General features: G+C 48.0%; 20 protein-coding genes and 3 pseudogenes. 20 read left to right on the forward strand and 3 right to left on the reverse strand.

Going from position 1 to position 22,310, the window contains the following annotated elements:
• Nucleotides 1–493: 493 nt before the first annotated feature.
• The 6 genes from EIO64_RS11950 to EIO64_RS11975 all read left to right on the forward strand — a co-directional run bounded on the left by EIO64_RS11950 (nucleotide 494) and on the right by EIO64_RS11975 (nucleotide 7,995).
• Nucleotides 494–1,387, forward strand: a complete 894-nt coding sequence (locus EIO64_RS11950; RefSeq protein WP_136891396.1) for a DUF6017 domain-containing protein — start codon at nucleotides 494–496, stop codon at nucleotides 1,385–1,387.
• 6 nt (nucleotides 1,388–1,393) lie between these two features.
• On the forward strand, nucleotides 1,394–1,882 hold the full coding sequence (locus tag EIO64_RS11955; RefSeq protein WP_080906131.1) for a PcfB family protein: 489 nt from the start codon (nucleotides 1,394–1,396) through the stop codon (nucleotides 1,880–1,882).
• Entirely contained in the window at nucleotides 1,879–4,869 is a 2,991-nt protein-coding gene (locus tag EIO64_RS11960) for a DUF4368 domain-containing protein (RefSeq protein ID WP_136891397.1), read from the forward strand. Before EIO64_RS11955 ends, EIO64_RS11960 begins: the two co-directional genes overlap by 4 nt.
• Nucleotides 4,866–5,210: a TnpV protein gene (locus tag EIO64_RS11965; RefSeq protein ID WP_136891398.1), complete on the forward strand. Its 345-nt coding sequence runs from the start codon at nucleotides 4,866–4,868 to the stop codon at nucleotides 5,208–5,210. Before EIO64_RS11960 ends, EIO64_RS11965 begins: the two co-directional genes overlap by 4 nt.
• A gap of 215 nt (nucleotides 5,211–5,425) precedes the next feature.
• Entirely contained in the window at nucleotides 5,426–7,390 is a 1,965-nt protein-coding gene (locus tag EIO64_RS11970) for a DUF1430 domain-containing protein (protein WP_002593327.1), read from the forward strand.
• Nucleotides 7,387–7,995: an ATP-binding cassette domain-containing protein gene (locus EIO64_RS11975; protein ID WP_002593328.1), complete on the forward strand. Its 609-nt coding sequence runs from the start codon at nucleotides 7,387–7,389 to the stop codon at nucleotides 7,993–7,995. Before EIO64_RS11970 ends, EIO64_RS11975 begins: the two co-directional genes overlap by 4 nt.
• A gap of 170 nt (nucleotides 7,996–8,165) precedes the next feature.
• Here EIO64_RS11975 and EIO64_RS11980 read toward each other — a convergent pair whose 3' ends face one another.
• Genes EIO64_RS11980 through EIO64_RS11990 form a run of 3 tightly spaced genes read right to left on the reverse strand, consistent with a single transcriptional unit; the run spans nucleotide 8,166 to nucleotide 11,135 of the window.
• Nucleotides 8,166–9,191, reverse strand: coding sequence for a tyrosine-type recombinase/integrase (locus EIO64_RS11980; RefSeq protein WP_136890968.1), 1,026 nt, complete (start codon nucleotides 9,189–9,191; stop codon nucleotides 8,166–8,168).
• Nucleotides 9,178–10,167 (reverse strand): tyrosine-type recombinase/integrase, encoded by a 990-nt coding sequence (locus tag EIO64_RS11985; protein WP_136890969.1) that lies wholly within the window; start codon nucleotides 10,165–10,167, stop codon nucleotides 9,178–9,180. Before EIO64_RS11985 ends, EIO64_RS11980 begins: the two co-directional genes overlap by 14 nt.
• Nucleotides 10,164–11,135, reverse strand: a complete 972-nt coding sequence (locus EIO64_RS11990; RefSeq protein ID WP_136890970.1) for a tyrosine-type recombinase/integrase — start codon at nucleotides 11,133–11,135, stop codon at nucleotides 10,164–10,166. The genes EIO64_RS11985 and EIO64_RS11990 overlap by 4 nt, the downstream gene beginning before the upstream one ends.
• Before the next feature lie 247 nt (nucleotides 11,136–11,382).
• Here EIO64_RS11990 and EIO64_RS11995 point away from each other — a divergent pair, with 247 nt between their 5' ends.
• The 14 genes and pseudogenes from EIO64_RS11995 to EIO64_RS12060 all read left to right on the forward strand — a co-directional run bounded on the left by EIO64_RS11995 (nucleotide 11,383) and on the right by EIO64_RS12060 (nucleotide 22,294).
• On the forward strand, nucleotides 11,383–11,946 hold the full coding sequence (locus tag EIO64_RS11995) for a hypothetical protein (RefSeq protein ID WP_227156861.1): 564 nt from the start codon (nucleotides 11,383–11,385) through the stop codon (nucleotides 11,944–11,946).
• Between the two features lie 115 nt (nucleotides 11,947–12,061).
• On the forward strand, nucleotides 12,062–12,421 hold the full coding sequence (locus tag EIO64_RS12000; protein ID WP_120120820.1) for a DUF3847 domain-containing protein: 360 nt from the start codon (nucleotides 12,062–12,064) through the stop codon (nucleotides 12,419–12,421).
• Complete coding sequence (mobQ, locus tag EIO64_RS12005) at nucleotides 12,387–13,883, forward strand: MobQ family relaxase (RefSeq protein ID WP_136891399.1); 1,497 nt, start codon at nucleotides 12,387–12,389, stop codon at nucleotides 13,881–13,883. Before EIO64_RS12000 ends, mobQ begins: the two co-directional genes overlap by 35 nt.
• The gene (locus EIO64_RS12010) at nucleotides 13,880–15,751 is read left to right on the forward strand and encodes an AAA family ATPase (RefSeq protein WP_136891400.1); all 1,872 of its coding nucleotides are present in this window, start codon (nucleotides 13,880–13,882) and stop codon (nucleotides 15,749–15,751) included. The genes mobQ and EIO64_RS12010 overlap by 4 nt, the downstream gene beginning before the upstream one ends.
• A 143-nt stretch (nucleotides 15,752–15,894) precedes the next feature.
• The gene (locus EIO64_RS12015) at nucleotides 15,895–16,053 is read left to right on the forward strand and encodes a transposon-encoded TnpW family protein (protein ID WP_002596227.1); all 159 of its coding nucleotides are present in this window, start codon (nucleotides 15,895–15,897) and stop codon (nucleotides 16,051–16,053) included.
• A 41-nt stretch (nucleotides 16,054–16,094) separates the two neighbouring features.
• A pseudogene (locus EIO64_RS12020) lies at nucleotides 16,095–16,946 on the forward strand (VirD4-like conjugal transfer protein, CD1115 family); the annotation flags it as partial.
• A 2-nt stretch (nucleotides 16,947–16,948) separates the two neighbouring features.
• Nucleotides 16,949–17,077 (forward strand): annotated as a pseudogene (locus EIO64_RS12025) (Maff2 family mobile element protein); the annotation flags it as partial.
• A gap of 257 nt (nucleotides 17,078–17,334) precedes the next feature.
• Nucleotides 17,335–17,847, forward strand: a complete 513-nt coding sequence (locus tag EIO64_RS12030) for an RNA polymerase sigma factor (protein WP_136891401.1) — start codon at nucleotides 17,335–17,337, stop codon at nucleotides 17,845–17,847.
• Nucleotides 17,840–18,544 (forward strand): zf-HC2 domain-containing protein, encoded by a 705-nt coding sequence (locus EIO64_RS12035; RefSeq protein WP_136891402.1) that lies wholly within the window; start codon nucleotides 17,840–17,842, stop codon nucleotides 18,542–18,544. Before EIO64_RS12030 ends, EIO64_RS12035 begins: the two co-directional genes overlap by 8 nt.
• Before the next feature lie 116 nt (nucleotides 18,545–18,660).
• Nucleotides 18,661–19,162, forward strand: a pseudogene (locus tag EIO64_RS12040) (RNA polymerase sigma factor).
• On the forward strand, nucleotides 19,140–19,337 hold the full coding sequence (locus EIO64_RS12045; RefSeq protein ID WP_008818017.1) for a helix-turn-helix domain-containing protein: 198 nt from the start codon (nucleotides 19,140–19,142) through the stop codon (nucleotides 19,335–19,337). The pseudogene EIO64_RS12040 and the gene EIO64_RS12045 overlap by 23 nt, the downstream one beginning before the upstream one ends.
• 42 nt (nucleotides 19,338–19,379) lie before the next feature.
• Complete coding sequence (locus EIO64_RS12050; protein ID WP_136891403.1) at nucleotides 19,380–19,805, forward strand: hypothetical protein; 426 nt, start codon at nucleotides 19,380–19,382, stop codon at nucleotides 19,803–19,805.
• A gap of 496 nt (nucleotides 19,806–20,301) precedes the next feature.
• On the forward strand, nucleotides 20,302–20,700 hold the full coding sequence (locus EIO64_RS12055) for a plasmid mobilization protein (RefSeq protein WP_002569238.1): 399 nt from the start codon (nucleotides 20,302–20,304) through the stop codon (nucleotides 20,698–20,700).
• On the forward strand, nucleotides 20,672–22,294 hold the full coding sequence (locus EIO64_RS12060; RefSeq protein WP_136891404.1) for a relaxase/mobilization nuclease domain-containing protein: 1,623 nt from the start codon (nucleotides 20,672–20,674) through the stop codon (nucleotides 22,292–22,294). The genes EIO64_RS12055 and EIO64_RS12060 overlap by 29 nt, the downstream gene beginning before the upstream one ends.
• The last annotated feature ends 16 nt before the right edge of the window (nucleotides 22,295–22,310 follow it).

A 22,310-nucleotide genomic window follows, 5' to 3' on the forward strand; every position in this document is an offset into this window, starting at 1 on the left:
ATCATTCTGGCATAAGCGTGGAGTATATCTTCTCTAGAACAGGAACTTAGAGCAGCATAGCAGGCTATTGTCGAAAATGAGCTCATGGCTGTTACCTCTCTGTATCTATTTTGGGGTAAATTTCATTTTAAAGTATAAATCCAATTCAGGTAAATTTCAATTCTATGAGTATTGATTTCTGACATAAATCGACTTTCCTTGTAAATCTCAAGAACAGAGCAGTTTAAAGGTCATAGGTTTAGTCCTATGGCCTTTTTTCATATCCATTTGTATCTTTGTATCATTTATTCTGGCTCTGAGATTACCACAACGATATTCTGATTACCAAGTCAAAACTGACACGAAAGGAGTCGAAAATCCCATGTTTTTTCTCCCACAGTCAGCCGGAAGTCCCCGCCCATAGGTTTTCCTCTCCGGGGTATCCGGGCGGCATAGATACCGCCTTTCTCCCAAAAACGAACACTTTTCCAAACCGCTGAAAGGAGGTGATAACATGGCGGTATTTCGCATTGAAAAAACCCGAGACTACACGGTGATGTCCAACCACCACCTGCGGAATGCGGGGCTGTCGCTGAAATCCAAAGGGCTGCTCTCCATGATGCTGTCCTTGCCAGAGGACTGGAACTACACCACCAGAGGCTTGGCCAAAATCTGCAAGGAGGGTACGGACAGCATCGGTTCCGCCCTGAAGGAGCTGGAGCGGGCCGGGTACATAGTCCGCAATCGGCTCCGGGACAGCAAGGGCAAGATCGTGGATGTGGAGTATGTCATCTACGAGACACCCCATCCCCCGGACACGGGCCAGCCGTGTGAGGATGAGCCGGATACGGCTTGTCCAAATACGGAAAACCCGGATATGGATAACCCATGTCTGGAAAACCGGCCGCAATTAAATAAAGAGAAAAGAAATCCTGAAGAACAAAATACTGATTCATCAAGTACGGAAGGATCAAATCCAATCCAATCAAGCCCCCAAACCCCCGCAGGGGCCAACCGGACCGGACGGGACTGGATGCGGGAGCGAGAGAGCTATCGGGAACTGATTCTGGAGAACATCGAGTATGACTATCTATGCCGGGATGACCGGCTGGATCGGGATATGCTGAATGAGCTGGTGGAGCTCATGGTGGATACCGTCTGTTCCCGCAGGGAGACGATCCGCATTGCCGGGGACGACTACCCGGCGGAGGTGGTCAAATCCCGATTTCTGAAGCTGAACAGTTCCCACATCGAGTATGTGCTGGACCGGATGCGGGACAACACCACCTATGTCCGCAATATCAAGAAATATCTGCTGGCTGCTCTGTATAACGCTCCGGCCACCATCGACAGCTACTATGCGTCCCTGGTGAACCACGACCTCTACGGCAGCGGAGAAAGGAGATGATAGGTCATGCAGGAAGAAGTCACCCAGCGCACCGTTGCCCTCTGTGTGGAGGCTACAAAGCTCTCCGCCGGGATGCTGCAACAGGCCATGAAAAAAGTGCTGGACGAGATGCAGAAAGGAGTGACCGGCCACAAGACCAAGCTGCACCACGGCAAGCAGACCCTCCGGCAGTTGATGAAGCACAATACCGGCGTTTCAAACATCGAGATCACTGACCAGAACATCCGGGCCTTTTCCGCCACCGCCAAGAAGTACGGCATTGACTTCGCGCTGAAAAAGGACACCAGCGGCGAGATACCCCGCTACCTAGTGTTCTTCAAGGGCCGGGATGCCGACGTTATCACGGCGGCTTTTCGGGAGTTTTCTGCAAAGAACCTGGAGAAAGAGAAAAAGCCCTCCATCCGCAAGGAGCTGGACCAGGCAAAGCAACAGGCCAAAGCCCAACACCGCCAGCGGGAGAAAGTCAAAACCAAAGACCGGGGTGTGGAATTATGACCGACACCTGGAAAAAGGCTCTCTTCCTCAATCTCCCGTATCTGCTGTTTGTCTATCTCTTTGATAAGCTCTGCCAGGCGGTGCGCTTTGCACCCGGCCTTGACGCCTCTGAAAAGTTCCTGCATTTGAGCCAGAGCTTTACGGAGGCGTTTTCTTCTGGGCTGCCCAGCCTGCATCCGCTGGACCTGCTGGCGGGTATCGTCGGGGCGGTCATCGTTCGGCTGGCGGTATACGCCAAAGGGAAAAACGTCCGCAAATACCGCAAGGGCATTGAGTACGGCAGCGCCCGATGGGGCACGGCGGCGGATATTGCCCCCTATGTCGATCCGGTCCCCGACTGGAACATCCCTCTGACCCAGACGGAAAAGCTCACCATGTCCAGCCGCCCGAAAAATCCCAAGTACGCCCGGAACAAAAACATCCTGGTCATCGGAGGCAGCGGCAGCGGTAAGACCCGTTTCTTCGTCAAGCCCTCCCTGATGCAGATGCACAGCAGCTATGTGGTCACCGATCCCAAAGGACAGCTTTTGTCCGAGGTGGGAACCATGCTGCGCCGGGGCGCCCCCAAGCTGGACGAGAACGGAAAGCCCATGCGGGACGCCCGCGGGAAGGTCATCTATGAGCCGTACCACATCAAGGTCCTCAACACCATCAACTTCAAAAAGAGCATGAAATACAACCCCTTCGCCTACATTCGGTCAGAGAAAGACGTCCTCAAATTGGTCAATGTCATCATCGCCAACACCAAAGGCGACGGGGAAAAATCCTCCGAAGATTTTTGGGTGAAGGCCGAGCGCCTTTTGTACTGTGCCCTGATTGGGTACATCTGGTACGAGGCGGAGCCGGAGGAAAAGAACTTCCTCACGCTGCTGGAGCTCATCAACGCATCCGAGGCCAGAGAGGATGACGAGGAATTTCAGAGCCCGGTTGACCTGCTCTTTGCCAAGTTGGAGAAAGAGCACCCGGACCACTTCGCCGTGAAGCAGTACCGCAAATTCAAATTGGCCGCCGGTGTTGTATGCTCTAAAAGACTTCTTAATCAAGCAGTTGGGAAGTCTCTTAGAACACACAACCCAAAATCGAAGAAAGGAGCGCAAGTTATGAGAAAAAATGAGAAAATCACAGCTCTGTACGAACGACTGAGCCGTGATGACTTTGGCAAAGATGATGACCAACAGCGTGAGAGCAATTCCATTTCCAATCAAAAGGCTATGTTGGAGGAGTTCGCCGCACGGCAGGGCTTTACAAACATTGTCCATTTCACGGACGATGGTATTAGTGGTACTTGCTTTGACCGTCCCGGATTTTTAGCAATGATGAAAGAAGTGGAAGCCGGGAATGTGGAGTACCTGTGTATCAAGGACATGAGCCGCATGGGTCGTGACTATCTGAAAGTCGGTCAGATTATGGAAATCCTGCGTCAGCGTGGCGTTCGCCTTATCGCCATCAATGACGGCGTGGACAGTGCCAGAGGGGACGATGATTTTACCCCTTTCCGCAACATTATGAACGAATACTACGCCAGAGACACCAGCCGTAAAATCCGTTCCACTTTCCAGTCCAAAGGCAAGTCCGGCAAGCACCTCACAGGCACGGTCATTTACGGCTATCTTTGGAACGAAGCCAGAGACCAATGGTTGGTTGACCCCGAAGCCGCCGAGGTGGTCAAGCGCATCTTTGCCATGACGATTGACGGCTACGGTCCGTATCAGATCGCCAGCAAGCTGAAAGAAGAAAAAGTCCTCATTCCGTCCGCTTACCTTGCCCGGCACGGCGAGGGCGTGAACAAAAATAAGACCTTCAAAGATGTGTACGGCTGGGGTTCTTCCACCATCTGCAACATTCTTGAAAAGCGTGAATATCTGGGACACACCATCAACTTCAAGACCCGAAAGCACTTCAAGGACAAGAAAAGCCATTATGTCCCGGAGGACGAATGGACAATTTTCGAGAATACCCATGAAGCTATCATTGACCAGCAGACCTTTGACCTTGTGCAGAAAATCCGTGGGAATGTCAGACGCTACCCGGACGGCTGGGGCGAAGCAGCTCCCCTCACAGGCTTGCTTTATTGTGCCGATTGCGGCGGCAAGATGTATGTCCACCGTACCAACAACGGCAAGCGTATTTCTCAATATACCTGTTCCCAATACAGCAAAGTCCCAGTTGGAAAGCTCTGCACGACACAGCACCGTATCAATGAAGATGTGGTACTGTCCCTTGTTTCCGAAATGCTCAAAGCTATTGCCGAGTATGCGAAGCATGACAGAGCCGAGTTTGTCCGAGTGGTGCAGGAAGCGCAGTCCAGCCAGCAGACGGCAGAGGTCAAGAAACAGCGGATACGCCTTGCCACCGCAAAGCAGAGAGTTTCCGAGCTGGAAGTCCTGCTCTGCAAAATCTATGAGGACAACATTTTAGGAAAGCTGTCTGACAGCAGATATGCCACTCTGGACGCTCAATATGAAAAGGAGCAGACCGAGCTTACCGCTGAAATCTCTGTTCTGGAAAAGGCTATCAAGAGCTACGAGAAGCACGAAAAGGACGCTGACCGTTTTATCGCTCTGATTGACAAGTATGAGAACTTCGACAAGCTGACGATTGCCATGCTCAATGAGTTTATTGAGAAAATCCTTGTGCATGAGCGTGACCGCAAGGGCAGTATTCAGACCACACAGGAGGTCGAGATTTACTTCAATTTCGTGGGTCGTTTCGTTCCCCCTGCGTTTGGCGAAGTGGAGCTTACCCCGGAGGAATTAGAGGAAATCCGCAAGCGTGAGGAACGCAAGGACAGGCTCCACCAGAACTACTTGAAGCGGAAAGCCAGCGGAGCACAGAAGCGATACGAGGACAAAATCAAAAAGCGGAAAAAGGCAGAAATCGAAGCCAAGAAAGCCGCCATTCGTGCGGAGGACATTGCAAAGGGCGTGTTCGTCCCTGTCAGCAGTTTACCGCAGAGAGAGCCGATGAAAGGAGTACAAACAGCATGAATATCACTTACACACAGAACGGCGATTATCTTATCCCAAACATCATTATCCGCAAGACCAAGCCCCTCGGACACTACGGCAGACTTCGCAAGGCGTATCTGGAAATGCACCATCCGATACTGTTCAATGAGCTGGTGCTATCCGACAAGCTCTTTGAGCATTGCGCCGAGATTGACGAAACAGCACGAAACCGCATGGAGCTGATCGTGCGGTCACTGGCAGAGCAAAACGGCGTGACCGAGCAACTGAAAGCCGAAAACCAAATGGAATGGGTGCGGCAGATGAACGCTTGCAAGGCACAGGCAGAGGAGATTGTGAAAGTGGAATTGATTTATGATTGAGCGAGGAAGTCCGGGCAGAAAACTGTTCGGACTTTTCTCATGTAGTCCAAAGTTGCGGTAGAATTGTTCACGAGTTTTATGGTACAATTTATGCGAATAAAGAAAACGGAAAATTAGAATCTAACAAGAGAATGTGGTTGTATGAAAAAATCCATATTAGTATTTTGGGCAATCGTGTGTCTGTTACCTATTCAAAGGAGGTTTAAGAATTTTAAATGAAACATATAAGAAATATATTGCTGTTGATTACGATTATTTTTGCTTTTGTTATGCAAGCTGAAGTATATCAAAATATGCTCTGGAACTTTAATGGTGCTTATTATTTATCGTCCAGATACACAACTACTAATGACGATATGGATTCATTTTTAGCCAATGCAGAAGATACAGCTGAGAAGCATGGTGTTCATATTTTTTCGACTTTTAATCAGAGAGTTTCTAATTATCAGACAAGACTTTATATTTATGGTGATGATACCGTTGTTCGGGATAGTCTTAAAAGCACAATGGATATTGAGGAAAAAACATATACGGCTTTGATAGGCGGAATCACCGTAATAGAATTTGAAGATTTTAGAGAAGCAAAAAACACAGGCAATGGACAGGAAATAATGGTCAGCTATATCGGTGACGATGATGACATTATTGCCACATATCAAGATTTGGCAAAAGAATATTCTATATCGCAGCCAGAGTTTTGGCAATCAACCGAAACTGATATGATGTTCATTGTTTGGGGCCTGGTTGCCATATTGATGATTGTACTTAATATGATTGAGGTGATACGCAGACAAAAGGAAGTAGTTGTACGAGCTTCTCTGGGCGAAAATGCTGCTGTGATTGCTCTAAAAGCTGTAGTGGCTGATATGATTTCATATGCTGCATTATTCGTCTTAGCAAAGTTGCTTGTTTCTCAATTTATATCGGGAGCGTATGAAGATCATCTCATTTTGGCAGTGTATTGTGCCGGAGCAGTTCTTTCCGTAATTCCTTATGCTGCTTTTGTCCGCTTTGATGTAAAAAAAGCCTTTGCCAATGCTTCAGATAAAAAAGGTATGTTTTATCTTCTGAACGGTCTTAAAGTATTTGCTACTGCTATGACGATTTTTACAATAACTACAAATCTCAGTAGCATTCAAGGTAATTTACTTACAAACACTACTCTTTTAGAAAATCATTATAATGATTACTATTTTGGAGTTATGCAGATTGAACCTCCTTTTGAAGAAAATGAGGAGGAATCCAAAGAGAGCGAATTTTGGAATGACCTTTACGAAAATGAATACAACACTATAAATCCGGTGGTCTGCATAGGCAGCCGGATAAGCGATACGGATAATTATATTTTTGTAAATCATAATGCCAGAGATATGCTGCAAGGGTTTTCTGATATGCTTACTGAAGATGATGAAAAAGAGGATATCGTGGTCTTCGTGCCAAAGGGAAAAAATGCGGAATCATACAAAGATATCGCAAAAGAGGAAATTGACTCTCTTACCCAAAATGCAGAAGAACTGCGTGTTGTTTATAAAGAATATTCTGGCAGAGAGCAATTTTATTATCTCAATTCGAACAGAGAAGAGGCTATTGACGGATTGTCAAGAGCAACAAATCCGATTGTTATTTATCAGGCAAATGAGGCTGTTGCTTTGAATGGAAGTTATATCGAAACAGGAACATATAATGGTGAGGTGATCTACGGATGCGATGAAAGCACAATTCGTAATGCTGCGAAAAAATATGCAGAACAGCTTGGTCCACACTATTTTATGCTGACGAATGTCGGGGAGGATTATACTTATAGTCATAGTTTCCTCGTGAAACTGATTGGCTTTATAAGCTCTCTTTGCGTATTAGTATTGCTGTTAGATATCGCTATCATCATATCTGAAGTGAAAATGGAATTTAGACTTAATGCGATGGAAATCTCCCTCAAAAAGGTTTTGGGCTATCGCTTTTATGAAAGGCACAAAAGATTTATTTCCGTTAATCTCTTAGAAAATATAGCCGTTGTGATATTGATTTGCATTGTTTCGCTTTTTATATCTAACGCAAGTGTCGGGATTGCTTTACTGGTTGGAGCATTGCTCACCATTATTGAAATGGCAATCATTTTCACAAATGTTATGTGGGTTGAAAAAACAAATATCTCAAAGTCCTTGAAAGGTGGATGTTTATGATTATAATTCGTGGCTTAAATAAAGCATTTGGAGAGAAAATAATTTTCTCCAACTTTAATTTGGAAATTCCGGATGGAAGTTTTGTAGTAATCAGCGGGGATAGCGGCAGTGGAAAAAGCACTTTGCTCAATATGATTGGTGGTATCGAAAAGCCGGATAGCGGCAGTATCATAATCGAAGGGCTGAATATTACCCGGCTTAAAAATAAAAACAGTTTTTTTGCGGATACAGTGGGGTTTCTTTTTCAGAATTTTGCACTGCTTGAAAATAAGACAGTTAAAGAAAATTTAAGTTTGATTAAAAAATCAAGCCGAACTAAAGTATCACTTAAAGAAGCTCTTAATCGTGTGGGGTTATCAAAGGAAGTTAACAAAAAAGTTTATCAGCTTTCCGGTGGTGAACAACAGAGAGTTGCTTTAGCTCGTCTTATGATGAAAAAATGTTCTGTTGTTTTGGCAGATGAACCTACTGGCTCACTTGACAAGAAAAATAGAGATATTGTTATGAGGTTATTGCACGAACTCAATGAAGAAGGTAAAACGGTTATCATTGTTACCCACGATCAGGGTATTATTGAAGATGAACCTTATGTTGTGAAAATCTGAGAGTACCTCTTAGAAATGTCTTGATCTACATTTTATGTAATTTGGGTCAGAAGAAAATCCCTTTAGGAACTAAAGGGCGCATTATCCCAGATATTCAATTATCCGAGGAAATTCTTAAATATTGCTGATATTAAAGGCTTTCAAAGAAATATCCTCGGATAATGTAATGGCTATTTCAGAAAATCAGGCAACTGATTTTCCTTCTGATTAGCAGGGGTTTCCTTTTGATGTGAAAACCATTTCTCGTTCCAATCTCGGATATACCTGTTCACGGTACTCTGGGAAAGCTCTGCGTACCGTTCAGTCGTAGAAATCGAGGAATGTCCGAGAAAGTTTTTGATTGCTATGATCGGGACTCCGGCTTCTAACATATGTGTGGCGGTTGTATGTCTCATGGTATGCGGGGTATAACACTTTTCAAGAAACATCTTCGGATACTCCGCCTTGGCAAGGGCAACATATTTTTTATAAATTTCCTCAATGCAGGAGATAGTCATCTGCGGATGTGTCTGGCTGGAAAAGATATAGGCATCTAACCGTCCAGTTCTGCCTGTTTCTTCCAGATACCGTTTCAGGAGGATTCCGCTAGGTTTAGCGATTACAATCCTGCGGGTCTTATTCCCTTTTCCTGTGATTGTCAGCTTGTACAGATTTTTTTCAACAAGGAAATCTCTGACTTTAAGATCACAGATTTCCTGTGCCCTGGCTCCGCTTGCATACATCAGGTTTAAAAGAACCTGGTCACGGAAGCCCAAGCGTTTTTCAGTGTCAGGAAGCCGGAGCAGGGCTGACACTTCATCAAGCGAAAAAATAATCCTTGGCTGGCTGGATGCCTTTTTTACAGGAATCCTCCTTACAGCATTCGCAAACACAGTCGCCGCTTCAAAATTTCTGTTCTGTGCGTAAGCGGCAAAGGATGTGAGTGCCGAAAGCCGGAGGTTCCTTGTGGATACCGAGCAGCCCCGTTCTGTTTCGATCCATTTCAGGAAACTGTCGATTGTTTCAAAATCGAGATCCTGAAACACGATTTCTCCGGCATCTTTCTTTTTCACTTGATAAACATACTGGAACAGAAGCCGAAAAGAATGCTTATACGATCGGACGGTGTTAGGAGAAAGACCTGATGAGAGCGGCATATATTCCGTAAAAAACTGTTCCAGCAGAAGCATGAAGTCGGGAAGTTTATTTTTCCTCATCGCCCACCTCCATGAATACGCTGACAGCATAGTCTTCAAACAATTCCGTGTATTCGGGGAACATGTCGCTGCTGAATTTCAGGTACTTCTCAGTCTCGTTCATGTCATGGTGTCCAAGATAAACGGACAGGAACGGTACAGAATCATTTACCGGACGTCCTTTTTTCTCTGCCTGTACAAAAGAATGGATGGCAAAGTAATGACGGAAACAATGAAGACATTGACCTCTGGAATGAGCCTTTCCAGGTACACACAGGTTGGTTTGCTGTAACAGCTTCCTGAACCGTAATCCGAAAGTTCCTTTTGTAACAGCTGCCCCTTTTTTCCTGACCGATGGAAACAGGTGGCTTTCCGGCTCTGTTTTGATTGCCATCGCAATGCAGTACTTTTCCAGCATTCTGGTTAATGTTACATCCATCGGAACGACACGCTGCTTGTTATTCTTGGCATGGCGGATCAGGATAGTTCCGCGGGAAAAGTTTATATCCTTCACCCTGGCAGCAAGTGGTTCCCCCAACCGGAATCCGCAGCCCAAAAGCATCCGCAGTAACATACAGAACTCCATGTCCATCTGTCGCGTTTGCGGGTCTGTGTGCCTACTGCCCCAGCTATCGGCACTGGCCAGAAGCATTTGTATTTCCTCATCCGAAAAAATATATGGGACATAGCTGTCTGATGTTTTAGGGCAGTCAGGCATAAAAACACTGTAGCCTTCATACTGGAGATACCTTAAAAATTTCCGGAGATAGCTCACCTTGTCGCTGACTGTTTTAGGTGCGTTAGTCTGGAGAAGTCTGCCAATCCAACGATTCACTGTCCTTTCTGAGATTTCGCCGGTATTTTCTTCTGCCAGCAGTGAGTCGAACGAAAGCAGGATTCTGCGTGTATTCTGTAAAGTACCGTCACTGATTGTGCCCTGGCTGATTGCAAGGTATTCCGCCAGCTCGTTTTTGAAAATGCTTTTAAATTCATTCATGACAAAGACCACCTTCCTTCCAGAAAACCGGCAAATGTACCTGCTGCTTCCGGTACAGGGAGTGCGTAGCCCCGAAGCTGCTCAATGTCCAGACTGGCATAAGAACGGATGGCATTTTGGTCTGTATGTCCAAGAGTTTTTCTTACGACTTCATAAGGGATGTTGTCATTGACCATGGAACTTGCAAGGGATGCCCGGAAGGCATGTGCTCCCTGCTTGCGTTTACCTGGATCGATTCCTGCTGTTTCAATGGCAGTCCTTACAATCTTAGTGATTGCCTGTACTGAGATATGGCTGTAAGGCGGAATAATTCGGAGAAACACATATGGACTTTCATTGTCGGCACGCTCTTCCTGTAAATATCTCTCCAAAGCAGTTTTTACATCGGGAACCATGGGAAGTTCAATAGTGACACTGGTTTTATGCTGGGTAAGCAGGATCAGGTCCCTGTCAAAATCCAGCTCTTTGAATGTCATGGATGAAATGTCCCCGCTTCTGATTCCGAGCCGCGTCGCAAGGAGCAGGGCTGCATAATCACGCTTTCCGTGTGGGGAAGTCTGGTCTATGCTGCTTTCGATTTTTAGAATTTCATCTGTTGTGTATACAGAAGGGTATGGCTGCGGTCTTTTAAAAAGAGGGACAATACCACTGTAATCCCTGTCGGTATGACCGGACTGATAAGCATACCGGAGAAATGTCCGGATGTGGGAAAGATACCACTTGCTGCTGACTGATAAGCATACGGTTCCTATATTTTGGGGATTCATTTCCTGCGGTTTCACACAACCGATTCTGGTTAGGGCGGATAAAAAGTAATGTCCAATCTTATCATGAAGATGAATTGTACTTTCCTGTAGCCCCTTACGTCGTCCGTCTTCAAGATATTCCGACAAAAAAGCATCCATCTCGGGATTCAGTTCCTGATACCTGCATGATGCAATGTCGTTTTCGTTTGTCTGTTGACACATGGTTAAAACCTCCTCGTTATTTTAGTGGCTTTAACTGTACCATACATGAAAAACGTTATCCGAGATTTTCTGTTCAAAACCCAGAATACCAAACGACATTTGAAGTTTACCTCGGATAATTGAATATCTGGGATAATGCGCCCTATCCCAGAACTCGGATAGGGCGCACTTCTATACTCTCTGTCGAGAGTAGTGCGTCCTGCGGAGCTTCATTCTCTGTCAGCAGAAGAAAACTGCCTGACCTCGAATGTTTCCGTCACTTCGTTTCGACAAGGTGGCTACACCCCCTTGCGCCGCTTATGCGGCTATCCCCTGTGGACTTGCCGTCCGCAAACAGCATGAAATGCTGTTCGCCGCCAGCAAGTTTGATTTTGAAAATCCAACTAAAAGGAGAAGCATAATTATGAAACGGAAATTGGTAATGTTACTAACTATTGTAGCGGTTCTCGCAGTAGGGATTGGTATCTGGTACAATGTTCCTATTAACTTGATGGATTTGGAACATGATGAAGTTATAGAAATTGTCGTATTCAATGGAAATACTGGAAATGCAACTCACATCACAGATGAGACACAAATCGAACATATTATTGAAAATCTAAATGAAATCAAGTTAAAAAGGTCGAAGCCGTCTGTTGGTTATTCTGGATATAGCTTTAAGATGACCATTTATTTATCCGATGGTAATGAAGCCGATGATTGGAATAACTTTATCATCAATTCCGATGATACTATTCGGAAAGACCCTTTCTTTTACAAGGTGGTTTCAGAAAAAATTGATTATGATTATATAGCTGGTATCGTAAACTAAAGTGAGATAATCATTGCAACTGAATACTAAAAAACAGACCGTTGATACACATGACCGTGTGAAAAAATCAGCGGTCTTTTTTTATACCCATTTTCAAAAAAGGAGGTCATGAAACATGGCAAAAACGAAAACCCTCGACCAGCTTAGAGCCGAAAAAGAACAAGCTGAAGCTCAGCTTCTTCAGGAACAGCACAAGCTCCAAAGGCTGGAACAGAGGAAGAAACACTATGAGAAAGGCGAACGCAAGAAACGCACCCACCGCCTTTGCAATCTGGGCGGCATGGTGGAAAGCGTTGCCCCGGAGGTTAAGGACTTGACACGCACCGAAATGACAGAGCTGATGGAACACATCTTTTCTCTGTCCGAAGTCCAGCGAGCCGTCCGTCACATGGCGATTACCCACATCAACAAAGCGAACGGAGGAAAGGAGTTGAAAGCCGATGGCACTATTTCATCTGAGTGTCACGCAGACTAAGCGAAGCGCAGGACAGTCCGCTATCGCTTCTGCTGCCTACCGAGCCGGGGAGCGATTGTATAGCGAGTATTACGGCGAATACAGCGACTACACCCGCAAGGGCGGCGTGATCTGCTCTGACATTCTCTTGCCGTCCCATGCTCCCCCGGAATTTGCAGACCGTCAGACCTTGTGGAACGCCGTGGAAAAAGCCGAGCGTGGTAAGAACGCCCAGCTTGCATACAGCTTTGACATTGCCTTGCAGAATGAATTTTCCCTTGAGGAAAACATCGCTCTTGCAAGGCAATTTTTATTGGAGAACTTTGTGAGCCGTGGCATGGTGGTTGACTTCGCCGTACACCAGCCAGACCGGGAGGACGGCGGCATACCAAACCCACATTTTCATGTGCTTTGCCCTATCCGCCCCATCGAGCAGAACGGCAAATGGGGACTAAAGCAACGCCGGGTGTATGAGCTGGACGAGGACGGCAACCGTATCCGAGACGCAGACGGAAAGTTTGTGTTCAACGCCGTTCCCACTACCGACTGGGGCAGTCCCGAAACGCTGGAATACTGGCGGCAGACATGGGCGGAGCTATGCAATGCCAAGTTTGCGGAAAAAGGTATTGATGTTCGTATCGACCACCGGAGCTATGAGCGTCAGGGCGTGGAGCTTCTTCCCACCGTCCACGAGGGCGCAACCGTCCGGGCAATGGAGAAGAAAGGCATACGCACCGAGAAAGGCGAGTTCAACCGCTGGATCAAAGCCACCAATGCCGTTATCCGTGACATCAAGAAGAAAATCGCTCTCCTGTTCGATTGGATTGCCGAAGCAAAAGCGGAGCTTGCCAAGCCGCAGGCACCCGACCTTGTTTCGCTGCTGAGCGCCTATTACACCCAGCGCAGAGCCGGGGCATATTCGCAGAAAGGCAAGGTCAGCAATCTAAAGGAGATGAACGAGACTTTCAATTATCTCCGGGCAAACGGCATTTACTCCCTTGAAGATTTGGAAAGCCGTGTCAGCGAACACAGTGCTGCCACAGAGAGCTTGAAGAAAACGCTGGACGAACAGACCGCCCGAATGAAAGCAATTAAGCAGCTCTATGACAGCTCCGCTGCTTTCCAGAGCTTGAAGCCTGTCTATGACGGCTTGCAGAAAATCAAGTTTGAGAAGCCCAGAGCCAAGTACAAGGCAGAGCATGAAGCGGAACTGAAACAGTTCTACGCCGCCAGACGCAAGCTGACCGGAGAGTTCCCGGACGGCAAGGTGGATATGAAAAAGCTGACCGAAGAGTATGACGAGCTGGAACAGGCGCACAACACCACCTATGGCGAGTTTAAGACCGTCAGAGACGATTTACACCGTCTTTGGAAGGTCAAGTCATGTGTAGATACTGCCGCCCGATTTAACGAGCGTACAGAGGAACAAATGCACCAAAATCGACCCCAAACACGACACAAAAAGGAGGATATATCCCGATGAATTACACCCAAGCACAGATTGACCGGGCGAACGCCGTCAGTCTGGAAGATTTTCTCCGCACACAGGGAGAGACACTTATCAAAAGCGGACGAGAATACCGCTGGAAAGAACATGACAGCCTGACCGTCCGGGGAAACAAGTGGTTTCGCCACAGCCAGAGCAAGGGCGGCTATCCCATTGATTTCGTCATGGAGTTTTACGGCAAGTCCTTTCCCGAAGCTGTCCAGATGTTGACAGGCGAAAACGGCGAGGGACAGACCGAAGCCACCACAGCACCGCCCACAGCGTTCCACTTGCCCTTGCACAACAGAACAGCCGACAGAGCAATTCAATATCTTTGCGAAAGCCGAGGTCTCAACAAAACGCTTGTTGAGACTTTTCTTCTTTCCGGGGATATTTACGAGGACGCAAAGCGGCACAATGTTGTGTTTGTCGGCAGAGACCGAAGTGGTACGCCGAGATACGCCCATGTGCGAGGAACGGCAGACCCATTCAGACAGGACATTGCCGGGGCTGACAAGTCCTATCCGTTCCGCTATGAGGGAAACGGCAATCAGCTCTTTGTCTTTGAAGCACCGATTGACCTGTTATCATTCATCTGCCTTTATCCGCAGGACTGGCAGACAAGGAGCTACCTTGCCCTGGGCGGCGTTTCAGGCAAAGCCCTTGACCGTTTTCTTTCTGAACGCAAGGACACCCGAAAAGTGTTCCTCTGCCTTGACAGCGACACCGCAGGAAGTGAAGCCTGCACCCGGCTGGCACAGTCCATTCCCGGCGAGATCGCCGTCATTCGCCTTGTCCCGGCAAGGAAAGACTGGAACGATGTTCTCCGTCAGCAAGGGGACATTCCCAGCCGCAAATTCATAGCCGAGACAATCACGCTGCGAGAGCTGCCCACCGCCCAGCCTGTTCCCATGCTCCGCATGGCAGATGTGGAGCTGACGAGCGTGGATTGGCTATGGTTTCCCTATATCCCCTTTGGAAAGCTGACGATTATACAGGGCAACCCCGGCGAGGGCAAGACCTACTTTGCCATGCGTCTTGCGGCGGCTTGTACCAACCGAAAGCCTTTACCCGGTATGGAGACCCTTGAGCCTTTCAACATCATCTACCAGACCGCAGAGGACGGTCTGGGCGATACCGTCAAGCCCCGACTGATGGAAGCGGAAGCAGACCTTGAAAGAGTGCTTGTCATTGACGATAGGGACACACCGCTGACCCTTGCCGATGAGCGCATAGCAAGGGCAATCCGGGAAAACAACGCAAGGCTGGTTATCATTGACCCGGTGCAGGCGTTTCTGGGCGCAGATGTGGACATGAACCGGGCAAATGAAGTCCGTCCCATTTTCCGCAGTCTGGGAGATATTGCACAGGCTACTGGGTGCGCTATCGTGCTGATAGGACACCTGAACAAAGCCGCAGGAACACAAAGCACTTACAGGGGCTTAGGGTCTATCGACATTACGGCGGCAGTCCGCAGTCTGCTCTTTATCGGCAAGCTGAAGGACAGCCCCACAACGAGGGTGCTTATCCATGAGAAAAGCTCCCTTGCGCCGCCCGGACAGTCCCTTGCCTTTTCTCTGGGAGACGAGAAAGGCTTTGAATGGATAGGAGCTTATGACATTACCGCTGACGAGCTTCTTGCCGGGGCAGACAACACCAAGACCGAGAGCAAGACCGCACAAGCGCAAATGCTCATTCTGGAACTGCTTGCGGACGGAAAGCGTATGCCGAGCGCAGAGCTGGAAAAGGCAGTCAATGAGCGTGGGATTTCCTCACGCACCATGAGAACGGCAAAGAGCCGTATCGGGGACAGACTTGTGACCGAGAAAGACGGCACAGCATGGGTCTGCTATCTCCGAGACTGACAACAGGAACACGGCAAGCGTGGCAAAGACGGCAAGGGTTTTATAGATACCTTAATGTTGCCGCCTTGCCTTGTTCCCTCATACTGACACCGCCCGATGATGAACAGTTACCGGGCACTTTTTCATTTACAGGAGGATTTTGAATGAACAATACTGCAACCAACACCGCCACTTGCCCGACTGTCAGAAAGCAGATTGGCAAGACCACCTATATCGTCCGTGTCCATTTCAGCGAGACCGCCAAGGAGACGATGGAGGACAAAATCAAGCGTATGCTCCGTGAAGAAGTCCGCAAAATGTGACTTCTTTTTGAATTTGATGAAAAAGTCCTTGACTTTTCGTCTCTGGCAAGACCCTGAAATCCATCCTCATTAGCTGCGGCGCCCGCCTTGCTCCCTTCGATATTGCGGAGCTGCGGGAGATCATGTCCGACGACGAACTGGAGCTGGATACCCTGGGCGACCGGAAAACGGCGCTGTTCCTCATTATGAGCGACACGGATACCACCTTCAACTTCGTCATCGCCATGCTGCAAAGCCAGCTATTCAATCTCCTTTGCGACAAGGCGGACGATGTGTACGGCGGCAGGCTGCCCGTCCATGTGCGGTGCCTCCTGGACGAGTTTGCCAACATCGGGCAGATACCCAACTTCGACAAACTGATCGCCACCATCCGGAGCCGGGAAATCTCGGCTTCTATTATTTTGCAGTCCCAAAGCCAGTTAAAGACCATCTACAAGGACGCCGCAGATACCATTGTGGGCAACTGCGACACCACCTTGTTTTTGGGAGGCAAGGAGAAATCCACCCTGAAAGAAATCTCGGAGCTGCTGGGCAAGGAGACCATCGACAGCTTCAATCAATCCGAGAACCGGGGCAGCCAGGTTTCCCACGGCCTCAATTATCAGAAATTAGGAAAGGAGCTGATGACTCAGGACGAAATTGCGGTGATGGACGGAGGCAAGTGCATCTTGCAGCTTCGAGGGGTGCGGCCATTTTTCAGCGACAAGTTTGATATAACGAAGCATCCCCGCTACAAGTACCTTGCCGACGCCGACAAGAAAAACACCTTTGACATTGAACGGTACATGAAACGCAGACCGGCCATCGTGAAGCCGGACGAGCCTTTCGATCTGTACGAATTGAAAGCGACCGACCTTCAACCCAACAATTCAACTGAACGAAAGGAAATGTGAATATGAGCTTTTTTACTAACGCTATCGACGTTTTGCAGACTCTGGTCATCGCCCTGGGCGGCGGTCTGTGCGTGTGGGGCGGCATCAACCTTCTGGAAGGTTACGGCCAGGACAACCCTGCCTCCAATGCTCATGTACGGTAGAGAAGCACAAAGCAAAACAAGGATAGCCAGCCCTGCCACTATTCCGAAGTCAGGGGAACGCAATAGAAAAATTTATAGCTGTATGCTATACTTAATTAGCATTTGAACATATCAAGCTGACACAGCAATCTCTTTACTTGCCGTTAATGCGCGTCTACCAATAGTCCGCACAAAGCAAGAGTAGCGTAAAGGTATAAAAATTTCAAACTTCTTTGTAACGAAATTCCGATTTCTCCGTCTAACCTATGAAGCTGAAGGAGGTGATGACAAGTATGGACTATGAAAAGCTCTATAAAGCCTACTATTTACAGGTATACTCGTATACTATTTCTCTTGCCAAAAATCGTGAGATAGCAGAGGAAATCACGCAGAACACATTCTATAAGGCTGTTTCTACAACATCACAATTCAAAGGTAAGTCAGATGAATTGACATGGCTCTGCTCCATAGCAAAAAACCTTTACCATGATGAAATGCGAAGCCGTCAGCGAGTAGCTAATGTGAGTGAAATCAATGACTTGCCATCAAATGAAAATGTTGAGAACTCAGTTGCAGATTCTGACATGGCGTTCCGCATACACCTCGTTCTTCACCGTTTGGAAGAACCATACAAAGAAGTCTTTCAACTTCGCGTATTCGGGGAACTATCTTTTTCACAAATCGCTGCAATTTTTGGAAAAACAGAATCATGGGCGAGAGTTACTTATCATCGTGCAAAGCTAAAAATTCAAGAAAGGATGGATGAAAAGCATGAGTAAACAATGCGATATTGTTCGAGATATTCTTCCGCTGTATGTTGACGGTGCTTGCAGCGAAGCAAGCGCAGAGATGGTAAAAGAGCATTTGAACGCCTGTGCTGACTGTAACGCAATTTATCAGAAATTGCTTTCTCACACGAGCGAAGATGTTCTTCACGAAGAAAGCGAAAGCGTTATTATGCGCCATGAGGCAAAAGAAAAGCAGAGAGGCAGAAAAAAGATAACGATTGCTGTTCTCGTTTCCATCGCTCTTTGTATCATTGCAATTTTTACAGCTCTCTTTCTGTTACCTATAAACATTGCTTATGAGCCTGTCAAAATCGACTTCCCATTTGAGGTTGAAGATGTCGAAAACGTTGAAATGTACCACTATGACGGAGTGCCTGCATCAGCAGAAAAGAAAGTAGTTGTTGCTGAAAATGATATAAAGACCCTGTATGATAAGTTCAAGGGCTTATCCCTAAAAGACAAAACGACTGAGGAAACTGCCGGAGCAGATGTGACCAGTTTTAGATTTAACCTCTCAGATGGAACAAGCTACGATTTGATTTACGCCTGCTATGGAGTTAAAAACGGCGAATTAAAGTCAGAAGCAGGCGGTTTTAAGTATTTTACAAGTGCGGATATTGGCTCTTATTGGAACAATTTGAATACGGAACTTGAAGCAATTCCTATCAATGAGAGTGAATTGCCGTGAGCAGATAGCAAACCCAGCCGAGCCTGTCAACGGTCAAGATGAACGGCGCAAATGCGCCGCCGTTGACAGCCCCGCCCGTCTTTGCTGTTCGGTAATCAAGAGGGCGACAGCATAAAATGCTGCCGCCCTCTGCCATTATTCAGAAAGGGGGGATTTTCCATGACCGAACACGAAAAGTATCAAGAACATATCCGGCATACACACGATGCCTTTTGCAAGACCGTTATTCGCCACGCTGCCATAGACGCAGCCCGGAGCATACGCAGCCGCCGCAAGCGGGAAATCTCGCTTGAATATCTGATAGAAGAAAAACACTATCCATTCAGTACCACAGATAAATACTTTGCGGAGCAATCCGGCATGACCAGCTATCCGCTTTTCGTCTGTGGTCAGATGGTGCTTTTGGAAAGTCCAGAGCTTGCCGCAGCGCTGTCCGCACTATCACAGATGGAACAGGAAATCATTTTCCTGTACTACTTCCAACGATTGACGCATAGGGAGATTGGACGGAGATATGGACGGGCTGGCAACACAACCGGGCGGCGTATTCAGATGATTTTACGGCGGCTACGGGCAGAGTTGGAGGGCTTGTCCTATGAACCAGCTACTTCCCTATGAGACAATCGTTAAGGCAAGCGAGGGCGACCCGGAAGCTGTTGCCGCCGTCCTATCCCATTATGCGGGATATATCCGCTCTTGTGCGAAAATGGACGGACAGATTAACACGGATATGCAGGAGCATATCGTCAGGCAACTGATAGAAAGCCTGTTGAAGTTCCGCTTTGACCGCTAAACAGAAAAGTTGTATAATTAGAGCCTGACAAATTAAACTTCAATGAGGGTAGAGCAAATGGAACAGATTATCAATTATAGAGACATACCCACAAATAAAAGGATTGACATATTAAATGCTCTTGAGCGAATAGGTTTTTTTCCGGCATACGGCGGCGTGAAAACAATGCAGCAAATTATGGAAAAGTCAGTTCCAGGTTCAGGCCCACAATTTTATTTCGTTTTCCGTGAAAATGAGTTGATAGGGTACAATTTTCTCATTGGGGACACTAAGAAATATAAAGCGTTCCCATGGCTTGCTATTAGCAATATGGATGAGCAGAAGTTGACTGTTTGTGAAGAACTGATGAAAATACAAATTGCCTTTTTTGAAGAACTCGGAATGCAAAAGATAGCAGATCATTGCGTTAGGATTATGGAAGATTACAGAAAAGGAATTGGAAAGCAGAAAGAAAGCGATTGCAGATAAATTCCATTTGAAAAACGGCTGACAATTTAATACCGCCGCCCATCACAGCGGCAGATAAGCAGTAAATCTTGAAAAGGTTTACTGCTTTTTTTGCGCCCATTTTCAAAAATCTTTGGCAAACCACACCGCCGGATTGTTGTAGGGAGCAGACAGGGAAAACAAAAAATTTCCGCTGCGTTTGCCAAAACGCCCCCTTTTCACCGTTGTAGTGGTGAACAGCGGGCAGAACACGCCGCCGCAATCGCTATATTGGTGGAGCAAGCCAGTATATCCGCAAACCAGAGCCGCCGAGGAAAGCGGTAGTTTTTTAGAGCCAGAGCCGCCGAGGAAAGCGGTAGTTTTTTAGAGCAAGATTCTACCGCAGTACCAAAATTCGCTTATCGCTCATTTTGCCCCTGCGGGAATCTTGTTGGGGAGTGCCTTCCCCAAACCCTGCCATGCGGCTTACGCCGCTTATCCCGCCGCAGCCATGCGGCAGTCGAAAGGAGGTTTTACCATGCGAAAACGATACAACACACCGCACCGCAGCCGGGTAGTCAAAACACGCATGACCGAGGAAGAATACGCCGAGTTTGCAGAAAGGCTTTCTGCCTACAACATGAGCCAAGCCGAGTTTATCCGGCAAGCCATAACCGGGGCAGCCATACGCCCCATCATAACCGTTTCTCCCGTCAATGATGAGCTGCTTGCCGCTGTTGGGAAGCTGACCGCCGAATACGGCAGGATCGGCGGCAACTTAAACCAGATAGCCCGGACGCTGAACGAGTGGCACAGCCCCTACCCGCAGCTTGCCGGGGAGGTACGGGCGGCGGTTTCCGACCTTGCTGCCCTAAAGTTTGAAGTCTTGCAGAAAGTGGGTGACGCTGTTGGCAACATTCAAACATATCAGCTCTAAAAATGCGGACTATGGCGCAGCGGAAGCCTACCTCACATTTGAGCATGACGAGTTTACCATGAAGCCCACCCTTGATGAAAACGGGCGGCTGATACCGAGGGAGGATTACCGCATTTCTTCCCTTAACTGCGGGGGCGAGGATTTCGCTGTTGCCTGTATGCGGGCTAATCTCCGCTATGAGAAAAACCAAAAACGGGAAGATGTGAAAAGCCACCACTATATCATCAGCTTTGACCCACGGGACGGGACAGACAACGGCTTGACCACAGACCGGGCGCAGGAACTGGGGGAACAGTTCTGCAAGGCACATTTCCCCGGACACCAAGCCCTAATCTGCACCCACCCGGACGGGCATAACCACAGCGGGAATATCCATGTGCATATCGTCATCAACTCCCTGCGGATTTACGAAGTCCCGCTTCTGCCCTACATGGACAGACCAGCCGACACAAGGGAGGGCTGCAAGCACCGCTGTACCAATGCCGCTATGGAATATTTCAAGAGTGAAGTCATGGAGATGTGCCACCGGGAAGGGCTTTACCAAATCGACCTCCTAAACGGCAGCAAGGAACGGATAACGGAACGGGAATACTGGGCGGCAAAGAAAGGGCAGCTTGCCCTTGATAAAGAGAACGCTGTCAGAGAAGCCGCAGGACAGCCGACCAAGCCCACCAAGTTTGAAACGGACAAGGCGAAGCTGCGCCGGACGATACGGCAGGCACTTTCCCAAGCTGGCAGCTTTGATGAGTTTTCTTCCCTTTTGCTGCGGGAGGGCGTGACCGTCAAGGAGAGCCGGGGGCGGTTTTCCTACCTCACGCCGGACAGGACAAAGCCTATCACAGCCCGGAAGCTGGGGGACAATTTTGACAAGGCTGCTGTCCTTGCCCTGCTCACGCAGAACGCCCACAAAGCCACCGAGCAGACCAAAGCCATACCCGAATACCTTGTCGCAGTTAAAAAGCCGTCACAAGGGGAAAAACCCACAAAAACTACCCCGGCAGACAACACCTTGCAGCGCATGGTTGACCGGGAAGCCAAGCGAGCCGAGGGCAAGGGCGTGGGCTATGACCGCTGGGCGGCAAAGCACAATCTAAAGCAAATGGCAACTACCGTTACCGCCTACCAGCAGTACGGCTTTTCTTCCCCGGAGGAACTGGACGAAGCCTGTTCTGCCGCCTATGCCGCCATGCGGGAAAGCCTTACAGAGCTGAAGCAGGTGGAAAAGACGCTGAACGGGAAAAAGGAGCTGCAACGGCAGGTGCTTGCCTATTCCAAGACCCGCCCTGTCCGGGACGGGCTGAAACAGCAGAAAAACGCCAAAGCAAAAGCAGCCTACCGTCAGAAGCACGAAAGCGACTTTATCATAGCAGACGCAGCCGCCCGTTATTTCAGGGAGAACGGCATTTCCAAGCTGCCGAGCTATAAAGCCCTGCAAGCAGAGATTGAAAGCCTTATCAAAGAGAAAAACAGCGGCTACAACGATTACCGGGCAAAACGGGAGGAATACCGCCGCTTACAGACCGTCAAGGGCAATATCGACCAGATTTTACGCCGGGAACGCAAGCCTGTGAAAAGGCAGGAACAGGAGCGATAAAAACCACCCCAAAATG

It is taken from the genome of Dysosmobacter welbionis (assembly GCF_005121165.3).
GTDB classification, from domain to species: Bacteria; Bacillota; Clostridia; order Oscillospirales; family Oscillospiraceae; genus Oscillibacter; species Oscillibacter welbionis.